The 17,969-nt window shown below is 68.8% G+C and carries 16 protein-coding genes; 1 reads left to right on the top strand and 15 read right to left on the bottom strand.

Features of this window, described 5'->3' with window-relative positions; all coding sequences use genetic code 11:
- Positions 1-23: 23 nt before the first annotated feature.
- From IAI58_RS04410 to IAI58_RS04380, 7 genes are all read right to left on the bottom strand, one after another.
- Positions 24-1,250, bottom strand: a complete 1,227-nt coding sequence (locus tag IAI58_RS04410; protein WP_237182377.1) for a glycosyltransferase — start codon at positions 1,248-1,250, stop codon at positions 24-26.
- Positions 1,247-2,341: a glycosyltransferase family 4 protein gene (locus IAI58_RS04405; RefSeq protein ID WP_237182378.1), complete on the bottom strand. Its 1,095-nt coding sequence runs from the start codon at positions 2,339-2,341 to the stop codon at positions 1,247-1,249. Before IAI58_RS04405 ends, IAI58_RS04410 begins: the two co-directional genes overlap by 4 nt.
- 5 nt (positions 2,342-2,346) lie before the next feature.
- Positions 2,347-4,233 carry a potassium transporter Kup gene (locus IAI58_RS04400; RefSeq protein ID WP_207446837.1) on the bottom strand — a complete coding sequence of 629 codons (1,887 nt, stop codon included), beginning with the start codon at positions 4,231-4,233 and terminating at the stop codon, positions 2,347-2,349.
- Positions 4,234-4,323: 90 nt separating this feature from the next.
- The gene (locus IAI58_RS04395) at positions 4,324-5,112 is read right to left on the bottom strand and encodes an amino acid ABC transporter ATP-binding protein (RefSeq protein ID WP_272874832.1); all 789 of its coding nucleotides are present in this window, start codon (positions 5,110-5,112) and stop codon (positions 4,324-4,326) included.
- Positions 5,113-5,152: 40 nt separating this feature from the next.
- On the bottom strand, positions 5,153-6,307 hold the full coding sequence (locus tag IAI58_RS04390) for an amino acid ABC transporter permease (protein WP_207446839.1): 1,155 nt from the start codon (positions 6,305-6,307) through the stop codon (positions 5,153-5,155).
- Positions 6,308-6,312: 5 nt separating this feature from the next.
- On the bottom strand, positions 6,313-7,515 hold the full coding sequence (locus tag IAI58_RS04385) for an amino acid ABC transporter permease (protein WP_207446841.1): 1,203 nt from the start codon (positions 7,513-7,515) through the stop codon (positions 6,313-6,315).
- A gap of 116 nt (positions 7,516-7,631) precedes the next feature.
- A complete protein-coding gene (locus tag IAI58_RS04380) occupies positions 7,632-8,678 on the bottom strand; it encodes an amino acid ABC transporter substrate-binding protein (protein ID WP_207446843.1) in 1,047 nt (348 codons plus the stop codon).
- Between the two features lie 274 nt (positions 8,679-8,952).
- Here IAI58_RS04380 and lhpI point away from each other — a divergent pair, with 274 nt between their 5' ends.
- On the top strand, positions 8,953-9,885 hold the full coding sequence (gene lhpI / locus IAI58_RS04375) for a bifunctional Delta(1)-pyrroline-2-carboxylate/Delta(1)-piperideine-2-carboxylate reductase (RefSeq protein ID WP_207446845.1): 933 nt from the start codon (positions 8,953-8,955) through the stop codon (positions 9,883-9,885).
- 108 nt (positions 9,886-9,993) lie between these two features.
- Here the strand turns inward: lhpI and rpsO are convergent, their stop codons facing one another.
- From rpsO to rimP, 8 genes are all read right to left on the bottom strand, one after another.
- On the bottom strand, positions 9,994-10,266 hold the full coding sequence (rpsO, locus tag IAI58_RS04370; protein WP_120639810.1) for a 30S ribosomal protein S15: 273 nt from the start codon (positions 10,264-10,266) through the stop codon (positions 9,994-9,996).
- Between the two features lie 5 nt (positions 10,267-10,271).
- Positions 10,272-11,273 carry a tRNA pseudouridine(55) synthase TruB gene (gene truB, locus IAI58_RS04365; RefSeq protein WP_207446847.1) on the bottom strand — a complete coding sequence of 334 codons (1,002 nt, stop codon included), beginning with the start codon at positions 11,271-11,273 and terminating at the stop codon, positions 10,272-10,274.
- 29 nt (positions 11,274-11,302) lie between these two features.
- The gene (locus IAI58_RS04360; protein WP_207446849.1) at positions 11,303-11,701 is read right to left on the bottom strand and encodes an acyl-CoA thioesterase; all 399 of its coding nucleotides are present in this window, start codon (positions 11,699-11,701) and stop codon (positions 11,303-11,305) included.
- Positions 11,698-12,150 carry a 30S ribosome-binding factor RbfA gene (rbfA, locus tag IAI58_RS04355; protein WP_207446851.1) on the bottom strand — a complete coding sequence of 151 codons (453 nt, stop codon included), beginning with the start codon at positions 12,148-12,150 and terminating at the stop codon, positions 11,698-11,700. Before rbfA ends, IAI58_RS04360 begins: the two co-directional genes overlap by 4 nt.
- Before the next feature lie 89 nt (positions 12,151-12,239).
- The gene (gene infB, locus IAI58_RS04350; RefSeq protein ID WP_207446853.1) at positions 12,240-15,011 is read right to left on the bottom strand and encodes a translation initiation factor IF-2; all 2,772 of its coding nucleotides are present in this window, start codon (positions 15,009-15,011) and stop codon (positions 12,240-12,242) included.
- A 60-nt stretch (positions 15,012-15,071) separates the two neighbouring features.
- Positions 15,072-15,680 carry an RNA-binding protein gene (locus IAI58_RS04345; RefSeq protein WP_207446855.1) on the bottom strand — a complete coding sequence of 203 codons (609 nt, stop codon included), beginning with the start codon at positions 15,678-15,680 and terminating at the stop codon, positions 15,072-15,074.
- Positions 15,681-15,750: 70 nt separating this feature from the next.
- Positions 15,751-17,328, bottom strand: a complete 1,578-nt coding sequence (gene nusA, locus IAI58_RS04340) for a transcription termination factor NusA (RefSeq protein WP_207446856.1) — start codon at positions 17,326-17,328, stop codon at positions 15,751-15,753.
- Positions 17,329-17,332: 4 nt separating this feature from the next.
- Positions 17,333-17,929 (bottom strand): ribosome maturation factor RimP, encoded by a 597-nt coding sequence (rimP, locus tag IAI58_RS04335; protein WP_207447054.1) that lies wholly within the window; start codon positions 17,927-17,929, stop codon positions 17,333-17,335.
- Positions 17,930-17,969 lie beyond the last annotated feature (40 nt).

Below are 17,969 nucleotides of genomic sequence, written 5' to 3'. Positions count from 1 at the left end.
TCTCGCCTTACAAGGTCAGGGTTCTAACGACACGATCCGGTCTGGACCGGAGGAACCGGCTCGGCTCCAATACGAAGAAACGAATGGTAGTCCGGCAGGGGAAAGGAAGCAGGAGCGGGATAGCCTTTCCTCGGCATATCCGCGAGGGCAGAGAGCAGCCGCGCTGCGGCTTCTAGGTCAGGTTCCGCCCAGACCGCACCCGGAATCTCGTAAATATTCTGTGGGTCGTGGGCCGGAATCATCCGATAGGGCACCGCGAAACTCCCTGCTCCTGTCATGAAGTCCATATTCCCCGACCAGCCGGTGGCGACGACAGGGCGCCCCAGCACCATGGCTTCCGCCATGGCGAAGCCATAGCCCTCCGCCCGGTGCAGCGAAAGCAGGCAATCCGCCGAGGCGATCAGCGCCCAGAGCGCGGCGCGGGAGAAATGGTCTCGCATGATCCGCACATTCGGATGGGCGGCGGCGGCGGCGGCCACCTCCGCCCAGCCGGGCCCGGCATCCTCCGTCGCATGGGTCTTGATGACGAGGATGCGGTCCGGCCGGTGCCCGAAGGCACGATAATGCGCCTCGATGGCCCCCAGCGGATTCTTGCGGGCCAGCGAGGATGTGGCGTCGAAGATCGTCAGGGTGACGAAGGCCTCCTCCGGCAGGCCGAAATCGGCCCGGGTCATGGCGGCGGGCGCCGGGCGCGGCAGGATGGGATACGGCACCACCCGCACCGGCGGACAGCCGGGGGCGGCGCGGCAGGCCTCGGCCACGAAGCTGCTGCCCACCCAGATCTCGTGGCAGCAGGCGAAGCCGCGATACCAGTCCCGCGGCAGCAGCGGCAGCTCCCAGTTCCAGACGGCGATGACGCGCTTGCCGCGCACCGCCCGCTTGCCCAGCACCTTCAGCGCCCAGGGCAGCATGGGGCCATTCACATGCACCAGCAGCGTGCCTGGCCCCTCCGGCACCGGCGCCAGCGGTCCGGGCCCCTCCGGCCCCGCGCGCTGCCGCAGCGGGCCGGTCAGGTCGATCTCGGTGGGGGCGAGGCCGGCCTCCCGCAGCCCGGCGGCCAGCCGGCGTGTCGCGGCGCCCAGGCCGGTGGCGGCGGTGAAATAGCCGGCCACCACCAGCGTGCCCTGCCCGTCCGGCTCCGGCCGGTCGATCCGCGGGGCCAGGGCGGCCATGGCGCCGAACAGCGCCTCCCGCCGCAGTCCGCGCGGCAGCAGCGACCAGAGACGGTGCAGGATCGCCCTGCCGCTCATGCCCGCCGCAACCATGGGCGGATGCCCTCCAGCAGGGTTCCGGCCTGGCCGCTCCAGTCCATCAGGGCCTCTCCGTCACGCCGCGCGCCTTCCGCCAGCCGGGCGCGGAGCGCCGGGTCCATCATGCGGGCCATGGCCTCGGCCAGCCCTCCAGGCGTGGCGTCGCGGGCCAGCAGGCCGTTCCCGCCATCGCGCAGCTGCTCGGCCAGCCCGCCCACGGGCATGGCCACCACCGGCACACCACAGGCCAGGGCGATCGGCAGCACGCCGGACTGGCTGGCCTCCCGATAGGGCAATACGACCGACCGGGCCGAGGCCACCAGCGCGGGGATGGCCTCATCCGCCACCCAGCGCGGCTCGACCGTCACGCCCGTCAGGGCGGAGAGGCCAGGGGCCGCCGCCTCGATATCCCCCTGCCCCACCACCCGCAGCGTGGCGCCGGGATGGGTGCGATGAAGATGGATCATGGCATCCCGCAGCAGATCCAGCCCCTTATAGGCCCGGATGCGGCCGAAGAAGAGGAAGTCATGGCCGGGCCGGGCATCGGTGGGCGGCGGGGCCGGCAGATGCGCGCCCAGCGGCAGGCGGAACAGCGGCAGCCCCGGCGCGCGGGCGCGGATCACCCGCTCCACCGTGGCGGAGAGCACCACCGCCCCCCGTGCCGCCGCGAGATCCCGCCCGAGCCGCCAGTCCCAGGCGAGGCCGGGGTCGCCGGGATGCGGCAGGGCATCGTGCAGGATGGGCACATAGGGAATGCCCGCCCGCGCCAGGGCGGGGGCGACCAGCGGCGTCCAGAGATGCGGCATGGCGGAGAGCACGAGATCCGCCCCGAATCGCCGGGCCTGCCGCACCAGCCGTCGCGCCAGCCCCGGCAGCCGGGCGAAGCCCAGCAGGAAGCCGGGCGCGCCGCGATAGGTGGGGACGAGGTCGCAGGGCAGGCCGAGGGCCTGGAATGCCGGCGCCAGATCCCCCTCCCGCGAGAGGGAGAGGGCGAGCGAGACATCCGGCCGCGCCATCAGCCCGCGCGCCAGGCAGAGGGAGAACTGCGCCCCCCCGCCCCTGCGGCCCCAGTACCAGAGCAGGACCCGCAAGACGGTCAGATGGCCACGCGCACCCCAAGCTCCACCACGCGGTCGCTCGGGATACGGAAGAACTCGGTGGCGGGCACGGCATTGCGGCTCATCACCGAGAAGAGCGCCTGCTGCCAGCGCGGCAGCTTGGGCACGGCGGCGGCCACCAGAGTCTCCCGCCCCAGGAAGTAGCTGGCCTGCATGCTGTCGAACTGGATCCCCTCCTCGCGCATCGCTTCCAGCTCCCGTGGGATGTTCGGGCTCTCCTGGAAGCCGTAGCGCAGGATGACGCGGTAGATGCCCGGCGCCATCTCCGTCACCTCCCGCCGCACGGGGGCCTGGGGAACATCCCCGTTGATGACGGTGACGAAGAACACGCGCTCATGCAGCACCTTGTTGTGCTTGAGGTTGTGCAGGAGCGCATTGGGCAGGTAGTCGGCCTGCCCGGTCATGAAGACGGCGATGCCCGGCACGCGCAGGATGCGCGACTGCGGCAGGCGCGCCAGATAGGATTTCAGCGGCAGGCTGTCCTGGCGGAAGCGGTCGAAGAGCAGGTCGCGCCCGCGCCGCCAGGTCCGCATCATGATGAAAAGGATGGTGCCCAGCACCAGCGGCACCCAGCCGCCATCCGGCACCTTCAGCACGTTGCTGATGAAGAAGGCGGCATCCAGCAGGAAGAGCGGCACCATCACCGCCGCCACCGCCAGGATGGACCAGCCGAAACGCCGCCGCAGCACCATCCCGGCCAGGGAGGAGGTGCAAAGGAAGGTGCCGGTGACCGCGATGCCATAGGCGGCGGCCAGGTTGTCGGAATCGTGGAAGGAGAGGACGAGGATCACCACGCCCGCCAGCAGGGCGTAGTTGACCTGCGGCATGTAGATCTGCCCTTCCTCCGTCTCCGAGGTATGGCGCACCACCAGCCGGGGCAGGAAACCCATCTGGACGCATTGCCGGGCGATGGAGAAGGCGCCGGAGATCATGGCCTGGCTGGCGATGATCGTGGCCAGGGTGGCCAGCACCACCAGCGGCAGCCGGAGCCAATCCGGCGCCAGCAGGTAGAAGGGGTTCTCCAGCGCCGCCGGGTTGCTCAACAGCAGCGCGCCCTGTCCCAGGTAGTTCAGCGTCAGCGAGGGCAGCACGAACCACAGCCAGCCGAAGCGGATGGGACGGGCGCCGAAATGGCCCATATCCGCATAGAGGGCCTCCGCCCCCGTCACCGCCAGCACGACGGAACCCAGCGCGATGAAGGCGGCAAGCTGGTAGCGGGCGCAGAAAGCGACGGCATGGTGGGGGCTGAGCGCCACCAGCACCTCCGGCTCCTTCACCAACTCGATCAGGCCGAGGATGCCGAGGCTGGCGAACCAGAGCGCCGTGACGGGACCGAAGATCCGCCCCATTTCATGCGTGCCGCGATACTGCACCAGAAAGAGGCCGATCAGGATCGCCAGCGAGATCGGGATCACGACATCGTCGAAGGCTGGGGAGATGGTGTGCAGCCCCTCCACCGCCGAGAGGACGGAGATGGCGGGGGTGATGATGCCGTCGCCGAAGAAGAGGGCCGCGCCGATGGTGCCCGCCAGCACGACGAAGCTGCGGGAGCGGTCCGAGCGCGCGACACGCTGCGCCAGCGCCATCAGCGCCAGGATGCCGCCCTCCCCCCGGTTGTCTGCGCGCAACACCAGCAGGACGTATTTCACCGTCACCACCAGGATCAGCGACCAGAAGATCAGGCTGAGCACGCCCAGGATCTCCCACCGCTCCAGCCCATCGGCGGAGAAGTGCAGCAGGGAGGCGCGGAGGGCGTAGAGCGGGCTAGTGCCGATATCGCCGAAGACCACCCCGAGGACGCCGAGCAGCAAGGCCGGCGTCAGGGGGCGGGGTGGTGTGGAAGGTTCCGAATCTGACACGGCCATGCTGCGTTTTGTGCAGCCGGAACGCATAGGGGTTCGGGGGGTTGCGGCGCAAGCCCGCCCCCCCGACGGCCGGCTGGCCGCCCCCGGGGCTCAGTGCCCGCGCAGGATCTGGCTGAGGAAGGTCTGCAGCCGGTCTGTCTTGGGGTCGTTGAAGACCTGCTCGGGGGTGCCGGATTCCACCACCTCACCCCGGTCCATGAAGACCACGCGGTCCGCCACCTGGCGGGCGAAGCCCATCTCATGCGTCACGCAGATCATGGTCATGCCGGTATCGGCCAGCATCACCATGGTATCCAGCACCTCCTTGATCATCTCGGGGTCGAGCGCCGAGGTGGGCTCGTCGAAGAGCATGATCTTGGGCTTCATGCAGAGCGCGCGGGCGATGGCCACGCGCTGCTGCTGGCCGCCGGAGAGCTGGCCCGGATACTTCTTCGCCTGCTCCGGGATCTTGACCCGGGTCAGGTATTCCATCGCCAGTTCCTCCGCCTCCTTCTTCGGCATGCGGCGGACCCAGATGGGCGCCAGCGTGCAGTTCTCCAGCACCGTCAGATGCGGGAAGAGGTTGAAGGACTGGAAGACCATGCCGACCTCGCGCCGGATCGCGTCCAGGTTCCGCAGGTCGTCTGTCAGCTCCATGCCATCGACGATGATGCGGCCTTCCTGGTGCTGCTCCAGCCGGTTGATGCAGCGGATCATGGTGGACTTGCCGGAGCCCGAGGGACCGCAGACCACCACGCGCTCGCCTTCCGCGACCTGGAGCGACACGTCGCGCAGCACATGCAGGCTGCCGTACCACTTGTTCACCTTGTCCATCAGGATCGCCGGAGGGGCATCCGTCCGCGCGGCCGAGGCCACGGAGTGCTCGAAGGTGGTGCTCATCTGGAGGCTCCGTGATCAATGGTGTGGGGGCTGCGGCGCATCAGCGTGCCCGGTGGCGGTTCAGCTCCGCCTCCAGCCCCTGGCTGTAGCGGGACATGGCGAAGCAGAAGACGAAATAGATCAGGCCGACGAAGACATAGACCTCGATGCCGAAGCCCTGCCAAGCCGGCTCCACCACCGCCGTCTTGCCGGCGGTCAGCAGGTCGAAGATGCCGATGATCAGCACCAGCGACGTGTCCTTGAACAGGCCGATGAAGGTGTTCACCAGTGGTGGGATCACCAGCCGCAGCGCCTGCGGCAGGATGATGAGCCCGGTCTTCTGCCAGTAGGAGAGGCCGAGCGCTTCCGCCGCCTCATACTGCCCGCGGGAGAGGGCCTGGAGGCCGCCGCGGATCACCTCCGCCAGATAGGCGGCGGCGAAGATGATGATGGCGACCTGCGCGCGCAGCAGCTTGTCGATGTTCATGCCCTCCGGAAGGAAGAGCGGGAACATGACGCTGGCCATGAACAGCAGGCTGATCAGCGGCACGCCGCGGATCAGTTCCACATAGACGATGCAGAGCATCTTGACGGCCGGCATGCGGGAGCGGCGGCCGAGCGCCACCAGCACCGCCAGCGGGAAGGCGAAGGCGATGCCGAAGGTGGAGAGGATGAGGGTGATGACCAGCCCGCCCCAGCGCTCCTGCGGCACATAGGGCATGCCGAAGACGCCGCCCCACATCAGCAGGCCGATGAGGGCCAGCGTGGCCAGCCAGATCAGCGCCAGTGACGGGCGCCAGAACCGGCGCATGGCGGAGACGACATAGAGCCCGATGAAGAGCAGGATGCAGAGCAGCGGCCGCCAGTGCTGGTCATAGGGATAGGTGCCGAAGAGGATGAAGCGGTGCTTCTCCGTGATCACGGCCCAGCAGGCGCCGCTGCCATCCAGGGCCCGGCAGGCCTGGGTCTGCGCCTGGCCATTGGTGACGGGCACCGACCAGATGGCGTTGACGAAGGCCCAGTCCACCAGACCCATCGTCCAGCGGATGATCAGATAGGCCAGCGCCAGCGTGACGGCGGTGGACCACCAGGAGGAGAAGAGTCGGGTCCGCAGCCATGCCACAGGTCCGGCCACGCTGATCGGCGGGCGGCGCTCCTCGGCGGGGCCGATGGCGGCGGTGCGGGGTGCCGTGGATTCGGCGAGGGTCTCGGCCATGGGCTTTAACGCTCCACCAGCGCGATGCGCTCATTATACCAGTTCATGAAGAGGCTGATCGACAGGCTGATGGTCAGATAGACCGCCATGATGATGGTGATGCCCTCGATCGCCTGTCCGGTCTGGTTCAACGTCGTATTGGCGATCGAGACGATGTCCTGGTAGCCGATGGCAACCGCCAGGGAGGAATTCTTGGTCAGGTTCAGATACTGGCTGGTCATCGGCGGCACGATCACGCGCAGCGCCTGCGGCAGCACGATCAGCCGCATGATGCGCCCGCGCGGCAGGCCCAGCGCCTCTGAGGCTTCCCACTGCCCCTGCGGCACCGCCTGGACACCGGCGCGCACGATCTCCGCGATGAAGGCTGCGGTATAGGTCACGAGCCCCGCCAGCAGCGCGAAATACTCGGGCGAGATGGACATCCCGCCCTGGAAGTTGAAGCCGCGCAGGGCCGGGATATCGCCCTGCCAGGGGGCGCCCATCGCGGCCCAGATCACCACCGGCAGGCCGATGATCAGCCCCAGCGCCACCGGCCAGACCTTGCGCGGCTGGCCGTCCCGCATCTGCTTGGCGCGGGCGCTGCGGGCATAGAACCAGGTGGCCACGGCACCCAGCACCATGCCGAGCAGCGCGAAGCTATGGGCGTCTTCCCACTGAATCCAGGGCAGCTTCAGGCCGCGGTTGGAGAGGAAGACGCCGGTGACGGGGTTGAGCGACTGCCGGGGCGCCGGCAGGGTCTGCATGAGAGTGTACCAGAACAGCAGCTGCAGCAGCAGCGGCACGTCGCGGATGACCTCGATATAGACACCGGCGAGCTTGGAGAGCAGCCAGTTCTTCGACAGCCGGGCGATGCCGATCAGCGTGCCCAGGATGGTCGCCAGGACGACGCCGATCACAGCCACCTTCAGCGTGTTCAGCACGCCGACCAGCAGCGCCCGCGCATAGGTGCTGGCGGGGGTATAGGGCACCAGGGATTCCGCGATGGGCAGACCCGCCTCGCGGTTCAGGAAACCGAAGCCCGTGGCGATGCGCCGGACCTCGAGGTTGTACTGGGTATTGCGGACCAACCACCAGACGATGCCGGCCACAACGCCGACGATCAACACCTGCCAGATGATGGCGCGGAACCGCTCATCCGCCCAGGAGAGGCGCATCCCGCGTTTCGGCGGTGCTCGCAACAGCCGAGGATCGACGGCGGAATCGGACATGCAGGAAGCCTCTTTGCTTTGTCATGCGCGCCCTGGCCCTGTCTGCCGGGGGCCTTCCGGGCTGCCGGGATGGAACAAACGGCCAGGGGTTACCCCCTGGCCGTCCGCCTGTCATGTCACCGGAACGGCGGCGAGTACTGCAGACCGCCCTGGGTCCACTGCGCGTTCGGGCCGCGCTGGATGCCGATCGGCTCCAGGTTGCGGCTGAAGATCTCCCCGTAGTTGCCGATCTTCTTGATAACGTTCGCCGCCCAGGCATTGTCCAGGCCCAGCATCTTGCCGAGGTCGCCGTTCTTGCCCAGCAGGCGCTGCGCTTCGGGGCGGGTATCCTCGGAGACCGCCTTGTCGACATTGGCGCTGGTGATGCCCAGTTCCTCGGCCGAGAGCAGCGCGTTATGCGTCCAGCGCACGATATCCGCGAAGCGCGGGTCGCCCTGGCGCACGAAGGGGCCCAGCGGCTCCTTGCTGATCACTTCCGGCAGGATCTTGTGCTCGGCCGGGTTCGGCTGGGCCGAACGGGTAGCGGCCAGGCCGGAGACGTCGGTGGTATAGGCGTCGCAACGGCCGGCGGCATAGGCGCTGACCAGCTCCTCCAGCCGCTCGATCACGACCGGGGTGAAGTTGATCTTGTTGGCCCGCGCCCAGTCCGTCAGGTTCTGCTCGGTCGTGGTGCCGGGCTGGACGCAGATGGTGGCGCCATCCAGTTCCGTGGCCGAGTTCACGCCGGTGCTGGCCTTCACCATGAAGCCCTGGCCATCATAGAAGTTGATGGCCGGAAAATCGAAGCCGAGCGAGGTGTCCCGCGACAGCGTCACGGTGGTGTTGCGCGCCGCCATGTCCACTTCGCCGGATTGCAGCGCCGTGAAACGGTTCTGCGCCGTGGTCGGCACATAGCGGACCTTGCTGGGATCATTGAAGATGGCCACCGCGACGGCACGGCAGTAATCGACGTCAAACCCCTTCCAGACGCCCTGGCTGTCAGGCTGCGCGAAGCCGGCGAGGCCGGTGTTCACGCCGCAGACCAGGGTACCCCGCGCCTTGACGGCGTCCAGCGTCGCGCCATTCGGGGCGGCGGGCTGCTGGGCCACCGCCGGCAGAGCCGCAGCGGTGAGGAGGGCTGCCGCGCCAAGTGCGCGGAGAGTAGCAAGCCGTGTCGGCTTCATTCTGTTCTCCTAATCCATAGTCCACCGCCGCACGGCGTGCCGGCGGGTAGCCAGGCTGCCGTCCAGGGGCCGGTGCCGAGGCAATGATCAAGCTTTCGCAACGACCATGGCAGCCCTAGACCTGCCATGATCGCGGCGCAATGGTGCCATACCGTTTCGAAGAACGAGAAGGCTCTTTCTCGCCTGACAAGCAAGGGGCGCGCCAGCGACTTGCCGCCTATGGCGAGGCCCGTGACAATGCTCCCCGTCCCTACTGGCGGAGGCCGCAGCCACCATGCGCATCCTGAACAAGACGGAAACGGCGGACCGCCTGCCCTGGCCTCCCCTGCGCGAGGCATTGCGGCGGATCTTCGAGGAAGGCTGCGAGGCGCCGCTGCGCCACAGTCATCCGCTGCCGCAAAAGGATGCAGCCGAGGGCACACTGCTGCTGATGCCGGCCTGGCAGCCGCACCGCTTCACCGGCGTGAAGATCGTCCATGTGAATCCGTCCAATGCGCGAAGCCCCGGCATGCAGGCCGTGCATTCGGTCTATCTGCTCTCGGACGGGGAAAGCGGGCAGCCGCTCTGCATGCTGGACGGCAGCATGCTGACGGACCGCCGCACCGCCGCCGCCAGCGTGCTGGCGGCCACCTATCTCGCGCGGCCGGAGAGCAGCCGGCTGCTGCTGCTGGGCAGCGGCAAGGTGGCCCATGCCCTGGCGGAAGCCTATGCCGAGCGTTTCCCGCTGCGGGAGGTCCGTGTCTGGTCCCGCCGGCCCGAGAGCGCGGCTCGCCTGGCCAGAATCCTGGCCGAATCCGGGCTGCCCGCCCACGCGGTGGCGGAACCCGACCCCGCCGGGGCGGATATCGTTACCGCCGCCACCCTCTCCACCACGCCGCTGTTCGACGGCGCGGCGGTGGCGCCGGGCACGCATGTCGACCTCGTCGGCGCCTTCCGCCGAGATATGCGGGAGAGCGACAGCACCCTGGTCCGCCGCGCCCGGCTTTTCGTCGATACCCGCGCCGGCGCACTGGCCGAGGCAGGGGACGTGGTGCAGGCCATCGTGGAAGGCGCGATCGATGCCGGGCATATCCAGGCCGATCTCTTCGACCTCTGCCGCGGCACGCATCTCGGGCGGCGTGAGGCGGAGGAGATCACGCTGTTCAAGTCTGTAGGTTGGGCAGGGGAAGACCTGGCGGCGGCGGTTCTGGCCTATCAGGCCGCGTAAGCAGCCGCAGACTCCGTCCCCAGGCCTCCAGGCGGCTGGCGGCGGGCAAGAAAAAACGCCGGCCTCCTTGCGGAGACCGGCGTTCTTTTCAGCGCGAAGGCGCGTCGTTCAGCGACGCAGGCCGAGGCGGCCGATCAGGCTCTCATAGCGGGCCTGGCTCTTCTTCTTGGTGTAGTCCAGCAGGCCACGGCGCTGACCGACCAGCACCAGCAGGCCACGGCGGCTGTGGAAGTCCTTCGGGTGGACCTTCAGGTGCTCGGTCAGCGAGGAGATGCGCTCGGAGAGCAGGGCGACCTGCACTTCGGGGCTCCCGGTATCGCCTTCCTTCAGCGCGTATTCCTTGATGATCTCGGCGCGACGCTCAGCGGTCACAGTCGACATCGGCTTCAGCCTTTCAAATCAGGGTCGGCATCCGTGCCCACGAGCATCGGCGCGACAAATGTCGTCTCACCCGGGCCCAGCCAGCGTTCCGGCCTCAGGAGACCGGATTCGAGCCTGGCGAGGCCCTTCAGGCGCCCCCCCGCCATCGCGCGCACCAGACCCCCTTCGGGGTCGGCGTCGTCCGGGATCCGCCCCATCAGGTCGACCAGGGACATGGTCTGACCAAATGACAGGCGGGCAGCCTCTGCTTCCGTTAGGGCCAGTGCCGGGATGTCGGCCAGCGCGGTCGTTACGGGTAACAGAAGGTCCGGGGAAGGAGGCGGGGTATCCCCCGATCCGACCAGCTTGTCCAGTGGAATCGCCGCTTCCTCAAGGAAAGGCCCGACCCGCATGCGGCGCAGGGTTGCGATATGCCCCACCGTCCCCACCGCGCGCGCGATGTCGCGCGCCAGGCTCCGCATATAGACGCCCTTGCCCGACTGCACCGTGAAGATGGCCGTATCGGCATCGGGGCGCGATTCCAGCTCGAAACGGTCCACCCGCGCCGGGCGGGGGGCGAGCTCCACGGCCTGCCCCTCGCGCGCCATGTCATAGGCGCGCTCGCCATTCACCTTGATGGCCGAGAAGATCGGCGGCACCTGCATGATGTCGCCGATGAAGGCGGGCAGCGCGGCGCGGATGGCCTCGTCCGTCGGGCGGGCGTCGGAGGTCTCGATGACCTTGCCATCCGCGTCGTCGGTATCACGCAACTCGCCAAATCTCAGCGTGAAGCGATAGGTCTTGGTGCCGTCCATCACATAGGGAACGGTCTTGGTGGCGGCGCCGAAGGCGATCGGCAGCACGCCGGTCGCCAGCGGGTCCAGCGTGCCGCCATGGCCCACTTTCTGGGCATTGAAGGCGCGCTTGAGCTTGTTGACCACGTCGGTCGAGCCCATGCCGGTGGGCTTGTCGACGATCAGCCAACCATCGAGCGGAATTCCGCGCGGCTTGCGGTTCGGGCGAGGCATTCTTGCGCGTGTCCAGTCCAGTCTTTGACTCAGGCGGCGGGAACCGGGCGCGGGCGCCCGGTCTGGTCCAGCGCCACGAAGGTAAACACCGCGTCGGTCACGCGGTTCATGTGGTCGCCTTCCTGCTCCCGCCGCCAGGCTTCCACCCTGACCTTCAGGGAGGTGCGGCCGGTGGAGATGACCTCCGCGTAGCAGGAGACCTCGTCACCGACGCGGACGGGAGAGATGAAGCTCATCGCCTCCACCGCCACGGTGGCGCAGCGGCCGCGGACGCGGCGGGTGGCGGCGGAAGCGCCCGCCAGGTCCATCAACCCCATCAGCCAGCCGCCGAAGATATCGCCGGCCGGGTTGGTATTCTGTGGCATGGCCGTGATGCGGATGACCGGCGCCCCCTGCGGTGGGTCCGCCGGCTCGGTGCGGCTGCTCATGCCTTGCCGTCGCCTTCAGTCCCGGGACCTTCTGTCGCCGGGACTTCGGCAGCCGGCTTGGCAGGCGAGAGGTCCTGCAGCACCTCGGGCCGGCGCATGACGCTGTCGATGCGCGCGGCATATTCCAACGCCTCATCGGGCTGGAAATGCAGCTGGGGAGCGAATTTCAGCCGCACTGCCTGCGCCACCTGCTTCCGCAGCCATGGCTGGATACGGCGCAGTCCTTCCAGCTCCTCCGCCTTCGGCTTACGGCCGAGGGCGCTGACGAAGCAGGTCATGTGCTTGAGGTCGGGAGAGGCGCGCACCTCGGTCACGGTGATGCGCGCGTCGTAGAGCGCCTCATCATGGATCTCGCCGCGGGTGAAGACGGCGGAAAGCGCGTGCCGCACTTCTTCCGCGACGCGGAGCATGCGCTGGCTGGGGCCGCTGCCGGCCGGTTGCTTGGCCATGGTGATGGGGTCTTCCGGAAAGTGCCGCAGCCCGGCGGGATTGACCCGCCGGGCTGCGTATCGGTTGGCCTGAAGCTCTTAATCGAGCCTCAGACGGCGGCGACGGTCTCGGTCTCGTAGCACTCGATCTGGTCGCCGACGCGGATGTCGTCGTAATGGGCGAAGCTCATACCGCATTCGTAGCCGTTCGTGACTTCCTTCACGTCGTCCTTGAAGCGGCGCAGCGTCGCCAGCTCGCCCTGGTGGATCACCACGCCGTCGCGCAGCAGGCGGACGCCGCAGCCACGCTTGACCACGCCATCGGTGACGCGGCAGCCGGCGATCTTGCCCAGGCGCTTGACCTCGAAGACCTCGAGGATCTGCGCGTAGCCCAGGAACTTCTCGCGCTGGATGGGCGCCAGCTTGCCGCGCACCATCGCCTCCACGTCGTCCGCCACCTGGTAGATGATGGAGTAGTAGCGGATCTCGACGCCGTCGCGGTTGGCCATCTCCCGCGCCTGGGTGGTCGCCCGGACGTTGAAGGCCACGACGATGGCGTTGGACGCCTTCGCAAGCTGGATGTCGCTCTCGGTGATCTGGCCCACGCCGCTATGCAGCAGGCGGACCTTCACCTCGTCGCGCGACAGCTTGTTCAGCGTCACGGCCAGCGCCTCGGCGGAGCCCTGCACGTCGGCCTTGACGACGACGGCAACCTCCTTCTGCTGGCCGGCGGCGACGCGCGCCATCATGTCGGCCAGCGTGCCACGGGCGGCACCGGCGGCGGCGGCCTGCTTCTCGCGGGCCACGCGCTGACGGTATTCGGAGATCTCGCGCGCCCGGCTCTCATTCTCCACGGCCACGAAGGTCTCGCCAGCGGTCGGCACGCCGGACAGGCCCAGGATCTCGACCGGCAGGCTCGGGCCCGCCTCCTTCACCTGGCGGCCCTTGTCGTCCAGCATGGCGCGCACGCGGCCCCATTCGGTGCCCGCCACCACCAGGTCGCCCTGGCGCAGCGTGCCCTTCTGGACCAGCACGGTGGCCACGGGGCCACGGCCCTTGTCGAGCTTCGACTCGATCACGGCACCCTCTGCGGCGCGGTCCGGGTTCGCCTTAAGGTCCAGCACCTCGGCCTGCAGCAGGATGGCTTCCTGCAGCTTGTCCAGGTTGGTACCCTTCAGCGCGGAGACCGGGATCTCCATCGTGTCGCCGCCCAGGCTTTCCACCACGATCTCATGCTGCAGCAGTTCCTGCCGCACGCGGTCGAGGTTGACGCCTTCCTTGTCGATCTTGTTGACCGCCACGATGATCGGCACGCCGGCCGCCTTGGCGTGGTTGATGGCCTCGATCGTCTGCGGCATCACGCCGTCGTCGGCCGCGACCACCAGCACAACCATATCCGTCACGGAAGCGCCGCGGGCCCGCATGGCCGTGAAGGCCTCGTGGCCCGGCGTGTCCAGGAAGGTGATCTTCTGGCCGCCTTCGAGCGTCACCTGATAGGCGCCGATATGCTGCGTGATGCCACCGGCCTCGCGCGCCGCCACATCGGTCTTGCGCAGCGCGTCCAGCAGGCTGGTCTTGCCGTGGTCGACATGGCCCATGATGGTCACGACGGGCGCGCGGGGCTGCAGGTCGGCCTCGACATCGGTCAGGCCTTCCAGGCCCTGCTCGACATCGGCTTCCGACACGCGGCGCACGCGGTGGCCGAATTCGTTGACCACCAGCTCCGCCGTATCGGCATCGATGGTCTGGGTCAGCGTCGCCATCACGCCCATGCGGAACAGCGCCTTCACCACCTCGCCGCCACGTGCGGCCATGCGGTTGGCGAGTTCCTGTACCGTGATGGCTTCCGGCACCACCACGTCACGGACGACCTTCACGCCATCGGAGCGCAGGCGCTGCAGCTCCTGCTGCCGGCGCTCACGCTCACGGGCGCGGCGGACGGAAGCCATGGAGCGGCTGCGCTCGTCCTCGCCCTCGATCGCGGCGGCGACATCGATGCGGCCGTCACGACGACGGTCGGTCACCGGGGTCTTCTTGACCGGCACCGGCATCGGCTTCTTGGCGGCCAGCGGGCCACCCATCGGCCGGCGCGCGGGGGCGCGGCGCTCTTCCTCGCCACCCTCGTCGCGGCCACGCAGCGTCAGGCGCGGCGGAGCGCCGGGAGCAGCACCGGGCGCGGCGGCCGGGGCCGGCGCGCCGGGGCGGCGGAAACCACCGCCGGGGCCGGCGGCACCAGGGCCACCGGCACGGGACGGCATGCCAGCCGGGCGCGGGCCGCGGCTGTCGTCACGGCCACCGTCGCGCGGCGCGGGACGAGCGGCGGCAGGCTGGGGCGCCGACGGCGGCGCGTTGCGGCGCGCCTCCTCCTCGGCCTTGCGGCGGGCCTCGGCCTCGGCCTTCTCGCGCGCTTCCTGCTCGGCGCGGACAGCGGCTTCCTCGGCGGCGCGGCGATCTTCTTCCGCCTTGCGGGCGGCTTCCTCCGCGGCCGAGCGCAGCATCAGCGCCTGACGCTCACGCGCCTCACGCTCGCGCTGGGCTTCCTGCCGGCGATGTTCCTCCAGCACGCGCAGGCGGTTGGCCTGCTCGCCCTGGTTCAGGGGACGATTGGCGGAGGTCGCGCCGCCGCGTTGCGGGCCAGAGGCCCCACGCTGCGGGCCGCCCGCCGGGCGCGGGCCCGTGGCGGCGCCCGCCGGCTTCTGGGTGGGAGCCGGCGCGCCCGGGGCGCGCTTCTTCACCACCTCGACCTGCACAGTCTTGGAGCGCCCATGGCTGAACGATTGCCGCACGCTGCCGGCCTGCTCGGTCTTGCCGAGTTCCAACCGGCCGGTGGGCCGAAGGCTCAGGCGGCTCTTGCCGCCGTCCTGCTCGTTCTGGTCGCTCATGCGCTCGCTAATATCCGATCCGTTGTCTGCCATATATCCAAACGCGAGCCGTTGCCGGGCTCACGACCCCGCTCCGTTCGCGTTGACAGTAAATCCGGCCAATCGACCAGCCTCCTGCATAATCATCTCGGCAATCCGCCCGGACGCCACGCCCACATGCACCGCATGATCGCGTCCGAAGATCGCCCCGAGTTCCTCGGCGTAGAGAACGGCCACCACGGGGAGGTCATGCCTGCCCTGCAACCGCCGCCGCTCCGCCTCGCTGCCGTCCGCCGCTTCCACCAGAAGGCCGGCGCGGCCGTTCTGCAGCCATTCCCGCACCTGCTGGAAGCCACAGACGGCCTGCCCCGCCCTGCGTGCCAGACCCACATGGTCGCGCAAGCGAGCGCGAAGGCCATGTTCGATTCGGGCGCGAAGATCAGGGGGCGGTATCACCAGACCCTTGGCCGCCCTGGAAAAGGCGCCGCGAGTCTGCGCGCGTTCTAGCACATCGGCACGCGCGCTCAACCACATTCCCCGTCCCGGCAGCTTACCGGCCAGGTCCGGCACCAGTTCCCGCCCCGGGCTCAGCACGAAGCGGATCATCGCTTCCTTGGGCCCGGTTTCCCGCGTCACGATGCAACGGCGCAGCGGACCCTTCTCAGAGTCCGCTCCATCCGCCTTGGGCATCGGCTTCGGCGGCCGCTCGGTCGGCGCCTCCGGGGCCAGCTCAGGCGCTAACCCGGTGGCCGAGGCGTGTTCAGGATTGCTGGTCGTCGGTCTTCTCCTCGCCGCTTTCGTTGCCGACCTTGTCGCCGGCACCATTCTCCGCGGCGAACCAATGCTCACGCGCCGCCATGATGATGGCGTTCGCCGTTTCCTCGTCCACCGCCTCGGTGCCGAGGATCTCGATCAGCTCATCGGCCGCCAGGTCGCCGAGGTCGTCCAGGGTCTTGATCCCCTTCTCGCCCAGCGTGACCATCATGGCCGGGGAGAAGCCACCGGCCTCGCCCACCGCATCCTCGACGCCCAGCGCGCGGCGCTTCTCGTCCAGCTCCTGGTCGCGGCGCTCCAGGAAGGTCTGGGCGCGGCGCTTCAGCTCGGCGGCCACGTCCTCGTCAAAGCCCTCGACCTCCGCCAGCTCCTCGTCGGGAATATCGACCAGTTCCTCGACGGTGCCGAAGCCCTCGGTCACCAGCAGGCCGGCGATGACATCGTCCACGTCCAGCGCCTCGACGAAAAGGCCGGTGCGCTTGCGGAATTCCTCCTGCCGGCGCTCCGATTCCTCGGCCTCGGTGAGGATGTCGATATCCCAGCGGGTCAGCTGGCTGGCCAGGCGGACATTCTGGCCGCGGCGGCCGATCGCGAGGGAGAGTTGGTCATCCGGGACCACCACTTCAACCCGGCGGGTCTCCTCGTCCAGCACGACCTTGGTCACCTCGGCCGGCGCCAGCGCGTTCACCACGAAGGTGGCATTCTCGGGCGACCAGGGGATGATGTCGATCTTCTCGCCCTGCAGCTCGGCCACCACCGCCTGGACGCGGGAGCCGCGCATGCCGACGCAGGCGCCGACCGGGTCGATGGAGGAATCGCGGCTGACCACGGCCATCTTGGCGCGGGAGCCCGGGTCGCGGGCCACGGCCTTGATCTCGATGATGCCGTCGTAGATCTCCGGCACTTCCTGGGCAAACAGCTTGGCCAGGAAGCCGGGATGCGTGCGGCTCAGGAAGACCTGCGGGCCACGCGGCTCCTCGCGCACGTCATAGATGTAGGCACGCACGCGGTCGCCGTTGCGGAAGGCCTCGCGCGGGATGGTCTCGTCACGGCGCAGCAGGGCCTCGGCGCGGCCGAGATCGACCATGAGGTTGCCGTATTCGGTGCGCTTGACGACGCCGTTGACGACCTCGCCCACGCGGTCCTTGTACTCGTTGAACTGCTTGGACCGCTCGACCTCGCGCACGCGCTGCACGATCACCTGCTTGGCGGTCTGCGCGGCGATGCGGCCGAAATCGATCGGCGGCAGCGGATCGACGATATATTCGCCGACCTGGATGCCCGGCTGCACCTTCTGCGCGATCCGCAGCGGGATCTGCGTCGCCTCGTTCTCGACCGGCTCCTGCGCCACCACCTCAGACCAGCGGGACAGCTTCACCTCACCGGTCTTGCGGTCGATGACGGCGCGGATGTCCTTCTCGTGCCCGTACTTGGCGCGGCCGGCCTTCTGGATGGCCTGCTCCATCGCCTCGAGGACCTCGTCGCGCTCGATCATCTTCTCGCGCGCCACGGCATCGGCAACCTGCAGAAGCTCCGGGCGGGCGATGGTGATGTCCACGGCCATGATCCTAGTTCCTCTTGGGCAAGATGGGGACGCCGGGGTCATCCTCGGAGGGGTCTTCCTCCGGATCCGCACCGGCCTCGGCCGCAGTCGCGGCAATCAGTTCGTCGGTCAGCACCAGCTTGGCACGGCGCATATCGACGCGGGGCAAGGTGATCTCGCCGCCATCCTCCAGCTTCAGCCGGACGCTTTCCTCGTCAGCGCCGAGGATGAAGCCGCGGAAGCGGCGGCGCCCCTCGAAGGGGATGCTCATCTCGGCGGTGGCCAGGTGCCCCGTGAAGCGCAGCCAGTCCTTGGTGCGCGTCAGCGGACGGTCGATACCCGGGGAGGAAACCTCCAGGTGCCACTCCTTGGGGAAGGGGTCGTCCACGTCCAGCACGGCGCCGGCGGCATGGCTGATGGCCTCGCAATCGGCCACGCCGATGGGGCGGCCATCGGCGCGGTCGGCCATGATCTGCACGGTCGGGATCTGCTTGCCCTGGATCAGGACGCGCACGATCTCGTAGCCCATCGCCGCCAGTGCTGGCGTGATGGTGGTAGCGATGCGGGCTTCCAGGCTTTCCTGGGGCGCCTCATCGGGGGTGAGTGTGTCGTCGTCTTCCAAAAACAAAAAAAGGCGGCCGCAAGGCCACCCCCCTGACTGT

It is taken from the genome of Roseomonas marmotae (assembly GCF_017654485.1).
In the GTDB taxonomy this organism is placed as follows: Bacteria; Pseudomonadota; Alphaproteobacteria; order Acetobacterales; family Acetobacteraceae; genus Pseudoroseomonas; species Pseudoroseomonas marmotae.
This window is presented reverse-complemented; position numbering and strand designations above follow the sequence as displayed.